Origin of the sequence: Variovorax sp. YR750 (assembly GCF_900109805.1) — a bacterium.
Lineage (GTDB): Bacteria > Pseudomonadota > Gammaproteobacteria > Burkholderiales > Burkholderiaceae_C > Variovorax > Variovorax gossypii.
Map to the genome: position 1 here is coordinate 479,352 of NZ_FOBJ01000001.1, position 17,865 is coordinate 497,216.

Sequence of the window (17,865 nt, forward strand, 5' to 3'; positions counted from 1 at the left end):
GGCAAACCCGTCGTCAGGCCTGCAGCTGCGCCCAGGCCTTGTCGAGCCGCTTCACGCTCACAGGCTGCGGCGTGCGCAACTCCTGCGCGAAGAAGCTCACGCGCAACTCCTCCAGCAGCCAACGGAATTCGAGCATGCGCTCGTCCACGACGCCCTTGCGCTCGGCCACCAGCCGCCAGTAGCGCTGGTCCTGCGGCTTCAGCTCGGCCAACTTGCCGGCGTCGCGCGCCGGGTCCGCGCGCAGCTTGTCGAGCCGCAGCACGATCGCCTTCAGATACCGCGCGAAATGCTGCAGCTGCGTCCACGGCGCCTCGGCGATGAAGCGCTTGCCGACAAGGCGCTGAAGCTGCTGCGCGGCATCCTGCACGGCGTCGGGCTGGATCTTGGTGTCCTTGATCTTGCGCGCGGCTGCGGCGTACTCGACGAGGATGGCCGACGCGAGCCGCGCCACCTCGTTGGCGATCAGCGTGAGGCGGCCACGGCCCTCCTCCAGTCGGCGCTTGAACGCGAACTCGTCTGTCGGCAGCGGCTCCTGCAGGAAGGCCCGGTCGATCGCCACGTCGATGATCTGGGCGCGCAGCTCCTCCGAGGTGCCCAGCGGCATATAGGCCACCGACATCTTCTGCAGGTCGGGGATGTTCTTCTCGAGGTACTTGAGCGCGTCCTTGAGCTGCAGCGCGAACAGGCGGCGCAGCCCGGCCCGATGCTTCGCGGCGGCCACGGCGGGCTCGTCGAACACCTCGATGGTCACAGCGTCGCCTTCGTCGCGCAACGCCGGAAAGCCGATCAGCGACTGCGATCCGCGACGCACTTCCATCAGCTCGGGCAGCTCGCCGAAGGTCCAGGCCGTGTAGCGCTGGCCGGCCGGCAGCGCGGCGGGCGCGGGTGCATCCGCCGCCTTCGAGGACTGCTTCGGGCGGTCATCCGGCGCAGCGCCGGCAGCCTTCTTCTCCGGCGACGCCTTGACGTTCAGCCCCGCCAGCGCCTGGAAGGCCCCTCGAGCCTGCGCACCCAGCTCGGCCTTCAGCGCACCGAGGTTGCGCCCCATGCCCAGCTGCCGGCCATGCTCGTCGATCACGCGCAGGTTCATGAACAGGTGCGGCGCCAGCATGTCGAGCTTGAAGTCGGCGCGCTTGACGTCGATGCTGGTCATGTCGCGCACGCGCTTGAGCAGCACGTCGGTCAGCGAGCCGGTGCCGAAGAGTTCGGGCACCGACAGCTCCTCCGCCAGCTTCGAGGCTGACTCGGGCAGCGGTACCAGCCGCGAACGCGGGCGCTGCGGCAGGCTCTTGAGCAGCGCCTGGATCTTGTCCTTGAGCATGCCCGTCACCAGCCACTCGCAGCGCTCCTCGCTCACCTGGTTGAGCACGAAGAGCGGCACGCTGACGGTGAGGCCGTCCTTCGCGTCGCCGGGCTCGTGCAGGTAGCTCGCGGCGCAATCGACGCCGCCGAGCCGCAGCGTCGGCGGGAATGATTGCGTGGTGATACCCGCCGCCTGGTGGCGCATGAGCTCGTCGCGCGTCAGGAACAGCAGGCGCGGCTGCTCCTTCGACGCCTGGCGGTACCAGTTCTCGAAGCTGGTGCCGCTGGCCACGTCGGCGGGCAGCTGTGCGTCGTAGAAGGCGAAGATCAGTTCGTCGTCGACCAGCACGTCCTGCCGACGCGACTTGTGCTCCAGCCCTTCCACCTCGCGCACCAGCTTGCGGTTGGCCTGCAAAAACGGGAACCGGCTTTCCCACTGGCCGCCGACCAGCGCCTCGCGGATGAAGATCTCGCGCGCGGCGACCGGGTCGACACGCGTGAAGTCGACGCGCCGGCCGCTGTACACCACGAGCCCATAGAGCGTCGCGCGCTCCAGCGCCGACACCTGCGCGCCCTTCTTCTCCCAGTGCGGATCGAGCAGCTGCTTCTTCAGCAGGTGCCCCGCCACCTGCTCGAGCCACTGTGGCTCGATGTTGGCGATGCCGCGCCCGAAGAGCCGCGTGGTCTCGACCAGTTCGGCCGCAACGATCCAGCGCCCGGGCTTCTTCTTCAGGTGGGCGCCGGGGTGCCGGTAGAACTTGATGCCGCGGGCACCGAGGTAGGCCTCGTCGTCCTCCAGCTTCCAGCCGATGTTGCCCAGCAGTCCGGACAGCATCGACATGTGCAGCGCCTCGTAGCCCGCCGGCTCGGCGTTGATGCGCCACTTGTGCTCGGTGACCACCGTGAGCAGCTGCGAATGGATGTCGCGCCACTCCCGTACGCGGCGGATGTTGATGAAGTTCTGCCGCAACAGCTGTTCGTACTGCCGGTTGCTGAGCTTGTGGGTGTCGCCATGGCCGCCGCGCGCGTCGGCGATCCACTTCCACAGCCGCAGGTAGCCGCTGAACTCGCTCTTCTCGTCGTCGAACTTCGAATGCGCCTGGTCGGCCTGCTGTTGCGCGTCCATCGGGCGGTCGCGCACGTCCTGCACGCTGAGGGCCGAGGCGATGATGAGCACTTCTTCGAGCGCACTGCGCGAACGGGCTTCGAGAATCATTCGGCCCACGCGCGGGTCCAGCGGCAGCTTCGACAGCTCGGCGCCGGTGTGCGTGAGCTCGTTGGCGTCGTCGACCGCCCCCAGTTCGTTGAGCAGTTGGTAGCCGTCGGCGATGGCGCGCGGCGACGGCGCCTCCAGGAACGGGAAGCGCGCCACATCGCCCAGGCGCAGCGACTTCATGCGCAGGATCACGCCCGCCAGCGAGGAGCGAAGGATTTCAGGGTCGGTGAAGCGCGGGCGGCCCTCGAAGTCCTTCTCGTCGTAGAGCCGGATGCAGATGCCGTTCGCCACCCGGCCGCAGCGGCCCGCGCGCTGGTTGGCGGCCGCCTGACTGATCGGCTCGACCAGCAGCTGCTCGACCTTGCTGCGGAAGCTGTAGCGCTTGACGCGCGCCGTGCCCGTATCGATAACGTAGCGGATGCCCGGCACCGTGAGCGAGGTCTCGGCCACGTTGGTTGCGAGCACGATGCGGCGGCCCGTGTGGCCGTCGAAGATGCGGTCCTGCTCGGGGCCCGACAGCCGCGCGAACAGCGGCAGCACTTCGGCGCTGCGCAGCAGCGGCTGGTGACTCAGGTGGCGGCGCAGATGGTCGGCCGCCTCGCGGATCTCGCGCTCGCCGGGCAGGAAGACGAGGATGTCGCCCGCGTTGTGCGGATCGCGCCAGAGCTCGTCGACCGCGTCGGCGATGGCGTCGTTCAGGTCGTGCTCGCGCGATTCCTCGAAGGGCCGGTAACGCTGCTCCACCGGGTAGGTACGGCCCGAGACGAAGATGGTGGGCGCCGGGCCTTTCGCCGAGGCGAAGTGCTGCGCGAAGCGGTCGGCGTCGATGGTGGCCGAGGTGACGATGACTTTCAGGTCAGGCCTGCGCGGCAGGATCTCGCGCAGGTAGCCCAGCAGGAAGTCGATGTTCAGCGAGCGCTCGTGGGCCTCGTCGATGATGAGCGTGTCGTAGGCCTTCAGCAGCGGATCGGTCTGCGTCTCGGCCAGCAGGATGCCGTCGGTCATCAGCTTGACGGAAGCGTCGCGCGACAGGCGGTCCTGGAAGCGCACCTTGAAGCCGACCACGTCGCCCAGCGGCGTCTTCAGCTCTTCGGCGATGCGCTTGGCCACCGAGCTCGCGGCGATGCGGCGCGGCTGCGTGTGGCCGATGAGCCGGCCCTTGCCCGGCTCGGCATTGAGCTTGCCGCGGCCCAGCGCGAGGGCGATCTTCGGCAGTTGCGTGGTCTTGCCCGAGCCCGTCTCGCCGCAGACGATCACGACCTGGTGCGCCGAGATGGCGGCCATGATCTCGTCGCGCCTGCTCGATACAGGAAGCGATTCGGGAAATTCGATGCGAAGTGGTGTGGTGGTCGTCAAGGGAAAACAGTCGTCGGGCCGGCGCGGCGGGCAAACCGTCGATTATCGGCGCGCACCGCGGCTGTTGCACGGCATCCACATCGCGCGGTTTCGTTGCAACACGATCCGTAAATAGTCTTTACTCAATTGCAAACCGCCACTACGATCGCGTCCATGTCCTATCGCCTTGCCCCCATCACCTTGCGCCGTCGCTGCGCAAGCCGTGCGCCCAGTGCGCACGGGCGGGTCAAGTTGCCTCGTCCTGCCTGACCGAAGCTTCGCGCACGTTCGCGCGCTTCGGACACAGAAGCGCCGCAACCGACACCCACAGCGTCCCGACAGCCGACTCCTTCATGCCGAAGGAGCGGCCGCCTTTCCGTACCTGTGTACCTGTATGAACGGCTCCAGGAGCCGAAGAAAAAGAAAAACCAGATCATGTCCAAAGACATCCGCTCCCAACTGCATGCCGAGCTCGCCGAGCGCACTCGCCATCTGCAAACCGTCGCCGAAGCGCTGAAGACCGAGCTCTTCGGCATCGACGACATCATCGATCGCGTGATCGATTCGCTTCGCGCCTGGTATGTGCTGCCGCAGCTCATCAGCCGCCCCGTCATCGTCTGCCTCTGGGGTCTCACCGGCACCGGCAAGACGCAGCTGGTGCGCAGGCTCGCGCAGCATCTGGGCTTCTACGACCGCTTCATCGAAGTGCAGATGGACGGCTTCAGCCATGGCTCGGGCTATCACAGCCGCGGCTCCATCTCGGCCATGCTGGCCGAGTCGGGCATTGCCGAAGGCATGCCCGGCATCCTGGTGCTCGACGAGTTCCAGCGCTTCCGCACGGTGGAAGGCAACGGCAGCGACGCCAAGGTCGAGCGCTACCAGGACGTGTGGGCGCTGCTGTCCGACGGCCGCCTGCCGCCCGCGCTCTCGATGCTCGGCGAGATCGAGTCCTCGCTCGCGTACGCCGAGTACACGCAGGACCGCGACGGCACCGAAAAGAAAAAGGAAGACAAGAAGCGCAAGCTGCACCTGTCGCCCTGGGAGGCGCGCGAGGTGAAGCGCTGCCTGAAGCTCTCCGAGACGCTGCTGCAGATCATGGCGTGGAAGCCCGCCGAGGTGCACGCGCGCCTGCGCGCCTTCCGCGACACCCAGCAGAGCTGGGAAACCGACTACAGCAAGCTGCTGGTGTTCGTCTCGGGCAATCTCGACGAGATGTACGCCGAGACGGCCCAGCGCGTCGAGGACTGCGACACCGACGCCGACATCTTCCACGAGCTGACAAAGAAGCTCTCAGTCATCGACGTGAAGAAGGCGCTGGCCGAGCGCTTCCGTCCCGAGCAGATCGCCCGCCTGGGCAACAACCACGTGATCTACCCCTCGTTCAACCGCGCGACCTACGTGCGCCTGATCCTGTCGATCTGCGACCGCTACGTGGCCGAGATCCAGGAAAGCTCCGGCGTGCGCTTCGTGCTGGACGCGAGCGTGTATGAGCAGATCTACGCCAACGCCGTGTTCCCGGCGCAGGGCACGCGTCCGCTGTTCTCGTCGATCCACGCGATCCTGAGCGCCACGCTGGTCAATGCCGCGCTGTGGGCGCTGGAGCAAGGCGCCAACGGCAGCGAACCCGTGTGGCTCACGCTGGACGCGGGCGTGTCGGCCATCACCGCGAAGTACCGCAAGGCGCGCCGCCAGTTTCCGGTCACGCTGGAGCTGAACCGCCTCAAGCAGCGCTCGAGCGAGGACTTCCGCGCCCTGCTCGCCGTGCACGAGGCCGGTCACGGCGTGGTGTACGGCCTGCTCTTCGCCCGCGCGCCGCAGGAGATCAAGATCAACGTGGCCTCGTTCGAGGGCGGCTACAACAGCTACGAGCAGCGCAAGGCCTGGTCGAGGGAGAACCTGCGCGACCGCATCTGCGTGAGCCTTGCGGGCCGCGCCGCCGAGCAGCTGGTGTTCGGCGAGCAGGCCTGCACCACGGGCGCCACGCAGGACTTCATGCAGGCGACCGCCCAGGCCGCGCAGTACGTGCGCCACTTCGCCTTCGGCACGCGCCTGAGCCGCACCGACGTGGCGAACGACCCGAACGACAACGTCAACACCGACATCGCCGCGACCAACCCCGAGATCGAGGCGCTGCTGGAGCAGGAGCACGCCCGCGCGCTCGCGCTGCTGGACGCCCATACGCCGGCGCTGATGGCGGTGGTCGACGCGCTGCTGCGCCACGGTTCGATCGCCCCATCGGAGCTGGCCGGGATGCTCGGGCTGCCGGACCCGGTGTCCGGTGCCGGCGGCGCGGCTACGGACGCCTACGCGGCGCTGCTGGCGAGCTTCCGCGCCGATCGTGTCGGCCTGCCGCCGCCTTCGCCGCCCGGCGGCGGTGGCGGCGCCATCCCGGCGAGCGCGGCCCGCGTGCTGCGCGCGATCGCCTGATTCGGCCCGGTCGGGCCGGGTCAGGCAAATGGCTTTTCATGAATGCACAATCACGCCCCATGTCCACCGTCTTCAATTTCACCTTCGTGCCCTGGTTCCGCTCGGTCGCGCCTTACATCCACACGCACCGCGGTAAGACTTTCGTGGTCGGGCTCGCGGGCGAGGCGATCGCGGCGGGCAAGCTGCAGAACATCGCGCAGGACCTGGCGCTGATCCAGAGCATGGGCGTGAAGATCGTGCTGGTGCACGGCTTCAGGCCGCAGGTCAACGAGCAGCTCGCGGCCAAGGGGCACGAGGCGAAGTATTCGCACGGCATCCGCATCACCGACGAGGTGGCGCTCGACTCCGCCCAGGAGGCAGCCGGCCAGCTGCGCTACGAGATCGAGGCCGCCTTCAGCCAGGGCCTGCCCAACACGCCGATGGCGGGCTCCACGGTCCGGGTGATCTCGGGCAACTTCATCACCGCGCGCCCGGTGGGCGTGGTCGACGGGGTGGACTTCAAGCATTCGGGCCTGGTGCGCAAGGTGGACGCGGCCGGCATCCGCCGCACGCTGGACTTCGGCGCGATGGTGCTGATGTCGCCCTTCGGCTTCTCGCCCACCGGCGAAGCCTTCAACCTGACGATGGAAGAAGTCGCCACCAGCGTCGCCATCTCGCTGCAGGCCGACAAGCTGATCTTCCTGACCGAGATTCCGGGTATCCGCATCGACAGCGAGCTGCCCGAGAGCGACGACAACCCGATCGACACCGAGCTGCCGCTGGACGCCGCCGAGAAGCTGCTGGCCTCGCTGCCGCCGCCGCAGAAGCCGACGGACACCGCCTTCTATCTGCAGCACTGCGTGAAGGCCTGCAAGGCCGGCGTGGAGCGCAACCACATCCTGCCATTTGCCCTCGACGGCTCGCTGCTGCTGGAGGTGTACGTGCACGACGGCGTCGGCACGATGGTGATCGACGAGAAGCTCGAGAGCCTGCGCGAGGCCTCGGTGGACGACATCGGCGGCATCCTGCAGCTGATCGAGCCCTTCGAGCGCGACGGCACGCTGGTCAAGCGCGACCGCACCGAGATCGAGCGCGACATCCACCAGTACACGGTGGTCGAGCACGACGGCGTGATCTTCGGCTGCGCGGCGCTCTACCCGTACCCCGAGGCGCGCACCGCCGAGATGGCCGCGCTCACGGTGTCGCCGCAATCGCAGTCGCAGGGCGACGGCGAGCGCATCCTCAAGCACATCGAGCACCGCGCCAAGGCCATGGGCCTGGAAAGCATCTTCGTGCTCACCACGCGCACCATGCACTGGTTCCTCAAGCGCGGCTTCCAGCAGGTCAACCCCGACTGGCTGCCCGAGGCGCGCAAGCGCAAGTACAACTGGGACCGCAAGAGCCTGGTGCTGGTCAAGAAGATCTAATTCCAGCCCTCGTCCCCCGTAGGAACACACAAGGAGACTGCCCCGATGACGCTCGCAACCGCCCTGCTCTTCGCCATCGTGGCCTTCGCCGCCATCGCCACGCCCGGCCCCACGGTGCTGCTGGCACTGAGCAACGGCTCCCGGCACGGTGTGCGGCGAGCGCTGCCGGGCATGCTGGGCGCGGTGCTGTCCGACTTCGTGCTGGTAGGCGCCGTGGCCCTGGGCCTGGGGGCGCTGCTGGCGGCGTCGGAATTCTGGTTCTCGATGCTGAAGTGGGTCGGCGCGGTGTACCTCGCCTGGCTGGGCCTGCGGATGCTGCGCTCCAAGGGCGGCTTCCACCTGCCCGCGGCGGACGCGGCGCCTTCGGTCTCGGCGGGCGAGAGCCGGCGCATCTTCTTCAAGTCCTTCCTGGTGGCGGTGACCAACCCCAAGGGCTACATCTTCTGCTCGGCGCTGCTGCCGCAGTTCATCGACCCATCGGCCGCACAGGCGCCGCAGTACATCGTCATCGCCCTGATATTCGCGGCGCTGGACATGGCCGTGATGCTGGCCTACGCCTTCGTGGGCGCCCGGGCGATCCGGCTGCTGACCGTGTCGGCCACGCGCTGGATCGACCGCGCCTGCGGCGGCATGCTGCTGGCGCTGGCCGGCTCGCTGGCTTTCTATCGCCGCAGCGCGACCTGACGGCGCCCCGCCCCAGCCCCCCTGCAGCCGGCCTCCGCGAGTAGCCGCTTCGCCGGGAGCGGTAAGACCTGTCACCGATAATCCCGGCCATGAATCCCCTGCTTTCCCGGTTGCAACCCTACCCCTTCGAACGGCTGAAGCAGCTGTTCGCGGGCGTCACGCCCAGCCCCGAGTTCCCGGCCATCAGCCTGGGCATCGGCGAACCCAAGCACGCCACGCCGGGTTTCATCAAGGACGCGCTGAGCGCCAGCCTCGGCGCGCTGGCCGCCTATCCCGCCACCGCCGGCGACCTGAAGCTGCGCACCGCCTTCACCGGCTGGCTCAAGACCCGCTACAGCCTCGCCCTCGACCCGGCCACGCAGGTGCTGCCCGTCAACGGCTCGCGCGAGGCGCTGTTCTCGCTGGCCCAGACGGTGGTCGACCCGACCGCCTCGCCGCAGCCGGTGGTGCTGTCGCCCAATCCGTTCTATCAGATCTACGAGGGCGCGGCCCTGCTCGCCGGTGCCGAGCCGTACTACGTGCCCAGCGTGCCCGCGCGCAACTTCGCGGTCGACTGGGACAGCGTGCCCGAGGAGGTCTGGGCCCGCACGCAGCTGGTTTTCGTGTGCTCGCCGGGCAACCCGACCGGCGCCGTGATGGCGCTGGACGAGTGGAAGAAGCTCTTCGCCCTTTCCGACCGCCACGGCTTCGTGATCGCCGCCGACGAGTGCTACAGCGAGATCTACTTCCGCGACGAGCCCCCGCTCAGCGGCCTCGAGGCCTCGGTCAAGCTCGGCCGGCCCGACTTCCGCAACCTGATCGCGCTGACCTCGCTGTCCAAGCGCAGCAACGTGCCCGGCCTGCGCAGCGGCTTCGTGGCGGGCGACGCGGCCATCATCAAGAAATTCCTGCTCTACCGCACCTACCACGGCAGCGCCATGAGCGGCGCCGTGGCCGCGGCCAGCATCGCCGCCTGGGGCGACGAGTCGCACGTGGTCGACAACCGCGCCCAGTACCGCGCCAAGTTCGCGGCCGTCACGCCGCTGCTGGAGCCGGTGCTCGACGTGCGGCTGCCCGACGCCAGCTTCTACCTCTGGGCCGGCGTGCCCGAAGTGTGGGCTGGCGACGACGAAGCCTTCGCCCGGGAGCTCTACGCTCAATACAATGTGACGGTTTTGCCGGGGAGCTATCTGGCGCGCGAGACGACGTACGGCGCGCACAGCACGAATCCCGGCCGTGGCCGCATCCGCATGGCGCTTGTGGCCGAAACGGCCGAATGCGTGGAGGCCGCAGAGCGCATCGTCCGCTTCTGCAAGGACGCCCGCCGCTGATCCGCTTCGCTTTCCTGCTCCCATTTTTCACCCGAGACTCTCCATGACCCAGCAACTGCAACAAATCATCGACGCCGCGTGGGAAGACCGCGCCAACATCTCGGTCGCCGCCTCGTCGGCCGAAGTGCGCGACGCCGTCGAGCACGTCATCACCGAACTCAACAACGGCAAGCTGCGCGTGGCCACCCGCGAAGGCGTGGGCAAGTGGACCGTGCACCAGTGGATCAAGAAGGCCGTGCTGCTGTCGTTCCGCCTCAAGGACAACGAACAGATCCAGGCCGGCTCGCTCGGCTTCTACGACAAGGTGCCGACCAAGTTCTCGCACCTGTCGGCCAACGAACTGAAGGACTCGGGCGTGCGCATCGTGCCGCCGGCCGTGGCCCGCCGCGGCAGCTTCATCGGCAAGGGCGCGATCCTGATGCCCTCGTACGTGAACATCGGCGCCTACGTGGGCGAAGGCTCCATGGTCGACACCTGGGCCACCGTGGGTTCGTGCGCGCAGGTCGGCGCCAACGTGCACCTGTCGGGCGGCGTGGGCCTCGGCGGCGTGCTGGAGCCCCTGCAGGCCAACCCGACCATCATCGAGGACAACTGCTTCATCGGCGCGCGCTCCGAAGTGGTCGAAGGCGTGATCGTCGAAGAGAACTCCGTGCTCGGCATGGGCGTGTACATCGGCCAGAGCACCCCGATCTTCAACCGCGACACCGGCGAGATCTCGTACGGCCGCGTGCCGGCCGGCAGCGTGGTCATCAGCGGCAACCTGCCCAAGAAGACCAAGTCGGGCCAGGACTACAGCACCTACGCCGCGATCATCGTCAAGACGGTCGACGCGCAGACGCGCTCCAAGACCAGCCTCAACGACCTCCTGCGCGACTGACAACTCCCCGCCGGCCCCTCTTCCGGGGCCGGTTTTCTTCAGAGTCCCAGAGAAAACAACAGCACCCGAGGAGAGAGACCGATGAACATGATGGAACGGCTTCTTCGTCTGATGGCCGAGCGCAAGGCATCCGACATCTATCTCTCTGCCCACTCTCCGGTGCTGATCCGCATCAACGGCATCTGCCTGCCCGTCAACGCGCAGGTGCTGCCGCCCACGGCGCCGCTGGCGCTGCTGTCCGAGGTGGTGCCCGCCGCGCGCATCCAGGAGCTGGAGAGCACGGGCGAGCTGAACATGGCCGTCCACATCGAGGACGCGGGCAACTACCGCGTGAGCGCCATGCGCCAGCGCGGCACCTATGCGGTGGTGGTGCGGCACATCGCCTCCACGATTCCCAGCTTCGACGAGCTGAACCTCCCGGACATCCTGAAGACGCTCATCATGGAGCGACGCGGGCTGATCCTCATGGTCGGCGCCACCGGCGCTGGCAAGACCACCACGCTGGCCTCGATGCTCGACTACCGCAACGAGCACGCCAGCGGCCACATCCTCACGGTCGAGGAGCCGATCGAGTTCACCTACACCAACAAGAAGTCGGTGGTGAACCAGCGCGACGTGGGCAGCGACACCACCTCGCTGCAGACGGCGCTGAAGAACGCGCTGCGCCAGGCACCCGACGTGATCCAGATCGGCGAAATCCGCGACCGCGACACCATGTCCGCCGCCATCGCCTATGCGCAGTCGGGCCACCTGTGCGTGGCCACGCTGCACGCCAACAACAGCTACCGCGCGCTGAACCGCATCCTGAGCTTCTACCCCGTCGAGGTGCGCCCTACGCTGCTGGGCGACCTGGGCGGCGCGCTGCGCGCCATCGTGTCGCAGCGCCTGCTGCGCACGCCGGTGGGTGGGCGCGTGCCGGCGCTGGAAGTCATGCTCAACACCGCGCTGGTGGCCGAGCTGATCGAGAAGGGCGACTTCTCCGGCGTGAAGGAGGCCATGGAGAAGTCGATGGCCGAAGGCTCGCAGACCTTCGAGGAAGACATCGCCCGCCTCATCGTCGAGGAGCGCGTGACGCGCGAAGAGGGCCTGTCGCAGGCCGACTCCCCCACCAACCTCATGTGGCGCCTGCAGAACCGCGCGGCGCCCAAGCAGCAGGTCGACGACCGCAATCTCACCGACCAGGTCGACGAACCCACTTTCACCGACATCACGCTAGACGTGAAGTTCTGAACCCAGCCTTTTCCCGATGTCCCGTACGCTCCAGCTCGCCGAACAACTCATCTCGCGCCCTTCCGTCACCCCCGACGACGCGGGCTGCCAGCAGATCCTCGGCGAGCGGCTGGCGCGACTCGGCTTCACGCTGGAGACCATCGAGAGCGGCCCGGCCGACTTCCGGGTGACCAACCTCTGGGCGGTGCGCCGACCCGCGAACGCGAAGGCCGCCACGAAGACGCTGGTGTTCGCCGGCCACACCGACGTGGTGCCCACCGGCCCCGTCGAGCAGTGGACCAGCCACCCGTTCACGCCGACGCACCGCGACGGCAAGCTCTACGGCCGCGGCGCCTGCGACATGAAGACCTCGGTCGCAGCCTTCGTCACCTCCATCGAGGAATTCCTGCAGGCGCAGCCCGAGCCGAAGCTCACGCTGGCCCTGCTGCTCACGAGCGACGAGGAAGGCCCCGGCGTCGACGGCACCGTGGTCGTCTGCAATGCGCTGGCCGCGCGCGGCGAAACCATCGACTACTGCATCGTGGGCGAGCCCACCGCGGTGGAGCGCTGCGGCGACATGATCAAGAACGGCCGCCGCGGCACCATGAGCGGCAAGCTCACGGTCAAGGGCGTGCAGGGCCACATCGCCTATCCGCACCTGGCGAAGAACCCGGTGCACGCGGTGGCGCCCGCGCTGGCCGAACTGGTGGCCATCAATGCCGCCGGCGGCTGGGACGCGGCGAGCAACCCGTACTTCCAGCCGACCAGCTGGCAGATCAGCAACTTCCACGCAGGCACCGGCGCGAGCAACGTGATTCCGGGCAGCGCGGTGATCGACTTCAACTTCCGCTTCTCGACCGAGTCCACGCCCGAGTCGCTGCAGCAGCGCGTGCATGCCGTGCTCGACGCGCACAAGGTCGACTACACGCTCGCCTGGACCATCGGCGGCCTGCCCTTCCTGACCACGCCGGGCGAGCTGGTCACTGCCGTGCAGGACGCGATCCGCGACGAGACCGGCATCGAGACCGAGCTGTCGACCAGCGGCGGCACCAGCGACGCACGCTTCATCGCCAAGATCTGCAGGCAGCTGGTCGAGCTGGGCCCGGTGAACGCCAGCATCCACAAGATCGACGAGCACATCGACGTGGCCGAGATCGAGACGCTGAAGAACCTCTACCTGCGCACCATCAAGCGGCTCGATGCCGCGCTCGCCAGCTGATGAGCACCGTCATCGAACTCATCGAGTCGGGCGCGAAGCGGCTGGAAGAAGCCGGTGTCGCCTTCGGTCACGGCACGGCCAACGCCTTCGACGAGGCTGCCTGGCTGGTCTTGTGGCGCCTGAAGCTGCCGCTGGACGACCTCGACGGCGTGGCCGACAAGCCCGTCTCGCCTGCGGACGCCGGCAAGGTGGCCGCGCTCATCGACGAACGCATCTCGACGCGCAAGCCCGCCGCCTACCTCACCAAGGAAGCCTGGCTGCAGGGCGTGCCCTTCTACGTGGACGAGCGCGCCATCGTGCCGCGCAGCTTCATCGCCGAGCTGATCGCCGACGGAACCATCGACTACTGGCTGGGCGAACACACGCAGCACGTGCTCGACCTGTGCACCGGCAACGGCAGCCTCGCCGTGCTGGCGGCGCTCACGTATCCGGAAGTGACGGTGGACGCGGCCGACCTGTCGGTCGAGGCTCTCGAGGTCGCCGCCATCAACATCACCCGCCATGAGCTGGACGCGCGCGTCAGGCTGGTCGAATCGGACGGGCTGAAGAACCTGCCCGGTCCCTACGACCTGGTGCTGTGCAACCCGCCCTACGTGAACAGTGCCAGCATGGCCGCCCTGCCCGCCGAATACCGCGCGGAGCCCGAGCTGGCGCTGGCCGGCGGCACTGACGGCATGGACTTCGTGCGCCAGCTGCTCGCCGATGCGCCCTCGCGCATGAGCGAACAGGCGGTGCTGGTGCTGGAGATCGGCAACGAGCGCGAGTACTTCGAGGCGGCCTTTCCGCATCTCGAAGTCTTCTGGCTCGAGACCTCGGCGGGCGAGGACCAGGTCCTGCTGGTGACGCGCGACGCCCTGGTGGCCGGCGCCGGCGCGCGTTAGCTGCACCCGCCCCAGCCCCTTTCCGCCGCTTTCCCGCAGCCATTGGCTGCGAAACCCCATTCACCGGGCCATTTCCCGCACCTTCCTGCGCATTTCCCTGCGCCTTTGCCCCTTTTTCAGGGGCCCGAAGGGCCGGGCGGGATAATCGCCCCTACGGTTCCTCTTTCATGATCACTCTCAAGAACGTCATTCTTCGCCGCAGCGCCAAGGTCCTGCTCGACGGCGCCACGGTCACCCTCAACCCCGGCGAGAAGGTCGGGCTGGTGGGCCGCAACGGCGCCGGCAAGTCGACCCTCTTTGCCCTGCTCAACGGCTCGCTGCACGAAGACGGCGGCGATTTCTCCATCCCGAAGCAGTGGCGCATGGCCCAGGTGGCGCAGAACATGCCCGAGACCGAGGATTCGGCCACCGACTTCGTGGTGGGCGGCGACACCCGCCTCACAGAGCTGCGCGAGTCGCTGGCCGCCATCGAGGCCGCCTACGCCGAGAACCCCGACGACGCCGACATCGGCATGGAACTGGCCCACGCCTACACCGACCTGGCCGATGCCGGCGAGCACGACGCCGTGCCGCGGGCACAGGCGCTGATCCTCGGCCTGGGCTTCAAGACGCACGAGCTCGACGCGCCCGTCAACAGCTTCTCGGGCGGCTGGCGCATGCGCCTGCAGCTGGCGCGCGCACTGATGTGCCCGAGCGACCTGCTGCTGCTCGACGAACCCACCAACCACCTGGACCTGGACGCGCTGGTCTGGCTCGAAGCCTGGCTGCAGAAGTACCAGGGCACCATGATCGTCATCAGCCACGACCGCGAGTTCCTCGACGCCGTGACCGACGTCACCCTGCACATCGCCAACGCCCAGCTCACCCGCTACGGCGGCAACTACAGCAAGTTCGAGGACATGCGCGCGCTGCAGATGGAGCAGCAGCAGCAGGCCTTCGCCAAGCAGCAGGACAAGATCGCCCACCTGCAGAAGTTCATCGACCGCTTCAAGGCCAAGGCCAGCAAGGCCAAGCAGGCGCAGAGCCGGGTCAAGGCGCTGGAGCGCATGGAGCGCGTGGCGCCGCTGCTGGCCGAGGCCGATTTCAGCTTCGAGTTCAAGGAGCCGGGCAACATCCCGAACCCGATGCTTTCGATCAGCAACGCGAGCTTCGGCTACGTCGTCGAAGACGATGAGCCCAAGACCATCCTGCGCGGCGTGAACCGCTCGGTGCTTGCGGGCCAGCGCATCGGCATCCTGGGCGCCAACGGCCAGGGCAAGTCGACGCTGGTGAAGACCATCGCGCGCGAGATGGGCGCGCTGGCGGGCCAGGTCACCGAGGGCAAGGGCCTGAACATCGGCTACTTCGCGCAGCAGGAACTCGACGTGCTGCACCCCGAGAGCAACCCGCTGGAGCACATGGTGCGGCTGGCTCGCGAGCTCGGCGGCAACGCCAAGGAGCCCTCCGGCGAGCAGGCCCTGCGCGGCTACCTGGGCAGCTTCAACTTCAGCGGCGACATGGTCAAGCAGCCCGTGGGCACCATGAGCGGCGGCGAAAAGGCCCGCCTCGTGCTCGCGATGATGGTGTGGCAGCGCCCCAACCTGCTGCTGCTCGACGAACCGACCAACCACCTCGACCTGGCCACCCGCGAGGCGCTGGCCGTGGCGCTCAACGAGTTCGAGGGCACGCTGATGCTGGTGAGCCACGACCGTGCGCTGCTGCGCTCGGTGTGCGACGAGTTCTGGCTGGTGGGCCGCGGCGTGGTCGGCGATTTCGACGGCGACCTCGACGACTACCAGCGCTACCTGCTCGACGAATCCAAGCGCCTGCGCGAGGAAGCCAAGGTGGCGGTGCGCGAGGCCGAGGCCGCCGCGGCTCCGGCGGCCGCTCCCGCAGCCGCACCGCAGCAGCGCAAGCAGGACGCCCAGGACCGCCAGCAGCGCAGCGACCAGGCCAAGCCGCTCAAGCGCGAGATCGCCCAGATCGACGAACGCCTGGCCAAGGCCGGCACCGAGCGCACCGAGCTCGAGGCGCGCCTGGCCCAGCCGCTGCCGCCGGCCGAGATCGCCGACGCCGGCAAGCGCCTGAAGGCGCTCAACGACGAAATCGGCCGCCTCGAGGAGCGCTGGCTGGCCCTGTCGGACCAGCTGGAAGCCCTGGCGGCCTGAGCCACGGCAAGCAACGAGCAAGCAAGGGAGTCGCCGGATGCCGTCAGCCATCGAACTGGCCCGTGGTGACGAGAAACTCATCGCCGCCATCCACCGCAGCCGCCGCCTCATCAGCCGCAAGGCGCTGATGGCGGCAGCGGCGAGCGCGGTTCCCCTGCCCGGCCTCGACTGGATGGCCGACGCCGCGCTGCTCTCCCGGCTGGTGCCGCAGATCAGCGCGGAATTCGGCCTCTCGGTCACCCAGGTCGAAAAGCTCGCGCCGCACCAGCGTGAGCGCATCCAGAAGGCCGCGACCACCGTGGGTGCCCTGCTGGTGGGCCGCCTCGTCACGCGCGACCTGCTGCTGCGCCTGGCAAAGCATGCCGGCGTGCGCCTCACGGCCAAGCAGGCCACCAAGTACGTGCCCATTGCCGGGCAGGTGGTGTCGGCCGCGCTCGGCTACGCGGCGCTGCGCGCGCTCGGCGAGCAGCACATCAAGGACTGCGTGCGCGTCAGCTCCACTCTCGCTCTCGCGCCTCCCGAACCGCACGAGAGCGCCTGAGCGCCTCGCGGTCGAACAGCACCTGCGCCGCCCAGGCCGCGCAAACCAGCCCGAAGCAGCCGCCGCCGGCGATGGCCGGGCGCCCCAGGATCAGCCCGACGGCCAGCCCCGCGAGGGACAGCAGCGCCAGCAGCACGCACAAGGCGCGGTCGAGCCGCAGGCCCGACGGCAATCGCTTGCGCACCACGCGCTCATCGCTTCGCGGACCGGCGGCGGGCCTCGGGCGCGGGCTTCAGGGTCTCCTCCCTCACCCGCTGCTCGTAGGCGGCCACCAGCGCGACGTAGTGGCGCGACATCACGTCGGCGACCCGCCCGAGGCCGATCTTGCTGATCGTCGGCTGCGGAATGCCGGTTCTCTGTTCGATCTGCTTCTGCGTGAGCCCCATGGCCCTCAGCGCCAGCACCAACTCCCGTGGCTTCATCTATTCCTCCCTTTTTTAACTATTCTAGAGTTTGAGGTGAATATTCGTTTGGGCTTAAATCCCCATCCGATGGACAGCATTGCCAAACGCGCCTTGGCCGCGCGCAAATTCGCCAAGATGACGCAGAAGCAGGCCGAAGCGGTCTCCGGCGTCAAGCAATCCAGCATTTCCAAGATCGAGCGCGGAGACGTCACCCGCTCCATGAGCGTGCTGGCCCTGGCGCGTGCCTACCGCGCCGATCCGAACTGGCTCGACACCGGCGACGGCCCCGCTCCCTGGGACGAAGACCAGATCCGCCAGGCCCGCGACCGGGCCAACGAGCCGCCGGGGCCTTATCGGGTGACACACACGCCGCCGTCGATCCCGAGCTTCAACCCGCGCACGCCCGGCACCGTGCCCCTCATTTCCTGGGCGGATGCCGCCAACTGGGACAGCCACGAGATCTCGCAGCAGCCGCACGCCGAGCGCTGGATTCCCTGCATCGCCCACCACAGCCTCCAGAGCTACGCGCTGCGCGTTCGCGGCGACAGCATGACCTCGCCCAGCGGCCTGCTGAAGAGCTACCCGCCCGGCTGCATCGTGTTCGTCGACACCGCGCTGCGGAAGCCCGACGACGGCGAGCGCGTGATCGCGAAGCTGGAGGACAGCGACGAAGTCACCTTCAAGGTATTCAAGCAGGACGACGGCCGCCGCTGGCTGCTGCCCCTGAACCCGAAACACGAGCCGGTGCGCACGCCCTTCTCCATCCTGGGCACCGTGGTCGGCAAGTGGGAAGACGAGGACTGATCTCGCAGGAAGAATGAGCCGGGAATTAGCCTGAAACGGAATTCCAGCAAGGTCAGGTTGCGTGCAGGTTCGGAGGCGATATTCATGTCTCTCCCTGTGGCCT

The 17,865-nt window shown here is 68.1% G+C and carries 15 protein-coding genes; 12 read left to right on the plus strand and 3 right to left on the minus strand.

Annotation, left to right across the window (positions count from 1 at the left end):
• Window positions 1–13 precede the first annotated feature (13 nt).
• Complete coding sequence (gene hrpA, locus BMY35_RS02150; RefSeq protein ID WP_256228042.1) at window positions 14–3,802, minus strand: ATP-dependent RNA helicase HrpA; 3,789 nt, start codon at window positions 3,800–3,802, stop codon at window positions 14–16.
• Between hrpA and BMY35_RS38235 the strand changes: the two genes are divergently transcribed.
• The 11 genes from BMY35_RS38235 to BMY35_RS02200 all read left to right on the plus strand — a co-directional run bounded on the left by BMY35_RS38235 (window position 3,792) and on the right by BMY35_RS02200 (window position 16,554).
• Window positions 3,792–3,989: a hypothetical protein gene (locus BMY35_RS38235; protein WP_176947487.1), complete on the plus strand. Its 198-nt coding sequence runs from the start codon at window positions 3,792–3,794 to the stop codon at window positions 3,987–3,989. The two genes, hrpA and BMY35_RS38235, sit on opposite strands and share 11 nt — an antisense overlap.
• A gap of 299 nt (window positions 3,990–4,288) precedes the next feature.
• Entirely contained in the window at window positions 4,289–6,280 is a 1,992-nt protein-coding gene (locus tag BMY35_RS02155; protein WP_093195602.1) for an AAA family ATPase, read from the plus strand.
• Between the two features lie 59 nt (window positions 6,281–6,339).
• On the plus strand, window positions 6,340–7,686 hold the full coding sequence (argA, locus tag BMY35_RS02160) for an amino-acid N-acetyltransferase (protein WP_093195342.1): 1,347 nt from the start codon (window positions 6,340–6,342) through the stop codon (window positions 7,684–7,686).
• A 45-nt stretch (window positions 7,687–7,731) separates the two neighbouring features.
• Window positions 7,732–8,370, plus strand: coding sequence for a LysE family translocator (locus BMY35_RS02165; protein ID WP_093195343.1), 639 nt, complete (start codon window positions 7,732–7,734; stop codon window positions 8,368–8,370).
• Window positions 8,371–8,459: 89 nt separating this feature from the next.
• Complete coding sequence (gene dapC / locus BMY35_RS02170; RefSeq protein WP_093195344.1) at window positions 8,460–9,680, plus strand: succinyldiaminopimelate transaminase; 1,221 nt, start codon at window positions 8,460–8,462, stop codon at window positions 9,678–9,680.
• A gap of 43 nt (window positions 9,681–9,723) precedes the next feature.
• Window positions 9,724–10,557 (plus strand): 2,3,4,5-tetrahydropyridine-2,6-dicarboxylate N-succinyltransferase, encoded by an 834-nt coding sequence (dapD, locus tag BMY35_RS02175; protein ID WP_093195345.1) that lies wholly within the window; start codon window positions 9,724–9,726, stop codon window positions 10,555–10,557.
• 81 nt (window positions 10,558–10,638) lie between these two features.
• Window positions 10,639–11,787, plus strand: a complete 1,149-nt coding sequence (locus tag BMY35_RS02180) for a PilT/PilU family type 4a pilus ATPase (RefSeq protein ID WP_093195346.1) — start codon at window positions 10,639–10,641, stop codon at window positions 11,785–11,787.
• Window positions 11,788–11,803: 16 nt separating this feature from the next.
• Window positions 11,804–12,985, plus strand: coding sequence for a succinyl-diaminopimelate desuccinylase (dapE, locus tag BMY35_RS02185; protein ID WP_093195347.1), 1,182 nt, complete (start codon window positions 11,804–11,806; stop codon window positions 12,983–12,985).
• Entirely contained in the window at window positions 12,985–13,866 is an 882-nt protein-coding gene (gene prmB / locus BMY35_RS02190) for a 50S ribosomal protein L3 N(5)-glutamine methyltransferase (protein WP_093195348.1), read from the plus strand. The genes dapE and prmB overlap by 1 nt, the downstream gene beginning before the upstream one ends.
• Before the next feature lie 167 nt (window positions 13,867–14,033).
• Entirely contained in the window at window positions 14,034–16,013 is a 1,980-nt protein-coding gene (locus tag BMY35_RS02195; RefSeq protein WP_093195349.1) for an ABC-F family ATP-binding cassette domain-containing protein, read from the plus strand.
• Between the two features lie 37 nt (window positions 16,014–16,050).
• Window positions 16,051–16,554, plus strand: coding sequence for a hypothetical protein (locus BMY35_RS02200; protein WP_093195350.1), 504 nt, complete (start codon window positions 16,051–16,053; stop codon window positions 16,552–16,554).
• Here the strand turns inward: BMY35_RS02200 and BMY35_RS02205 are convergent.
• Together BMY35_RS02205 and BMY35_RS02210 are read right to left on the minus strand one after the other, a co-directional pair.
• Entirely contained in the window at window positions 16,505–16,738 is a 234-nt protein-coding gene (locus BMY35_RS02205; protein ID WP_093195351.1) for a hypothetical protein, read from the minus strand. The two genes, BMY35_RS02200 and BMY35_RS02205, sit on opposite strands and share 50 nt — an antisense overlap.
• Before the next feature lie 7 nt (window positions 16,739–16,745).
• Window positions 16,746–16,976: a helix-turn-helix domain-containing protein gene (locus BMY35_RS02210; RefSeq protein ID WP_093195352.1), complete on the minus strand. Its 231-nt coding sequence runs from the start codon at window positions 16,974–16,976 to the stop codon at window positions 16,746–16,748.
• 69 nt (window positions 16,977–17,045) lie between these two features.
• On the opposite strand from BMY35_RS02210, the gene BMY35_RS02215 reads away from it, so the two are divergent.
• Window positions 17,046–17,762: a helix-turn-helix domain-containing protein gene (locus tag BMY35_RS02215; RefSeq protein ID WP_093195353.1), complete on the plus strand. Its 717-nt coding sequence runs from the start codon at window positions 17,046–17,048 to the stop codon at window positions 17,760–17,762.
• Window positions 17,763–17,865: the final 103 nt, after the last annotated feature.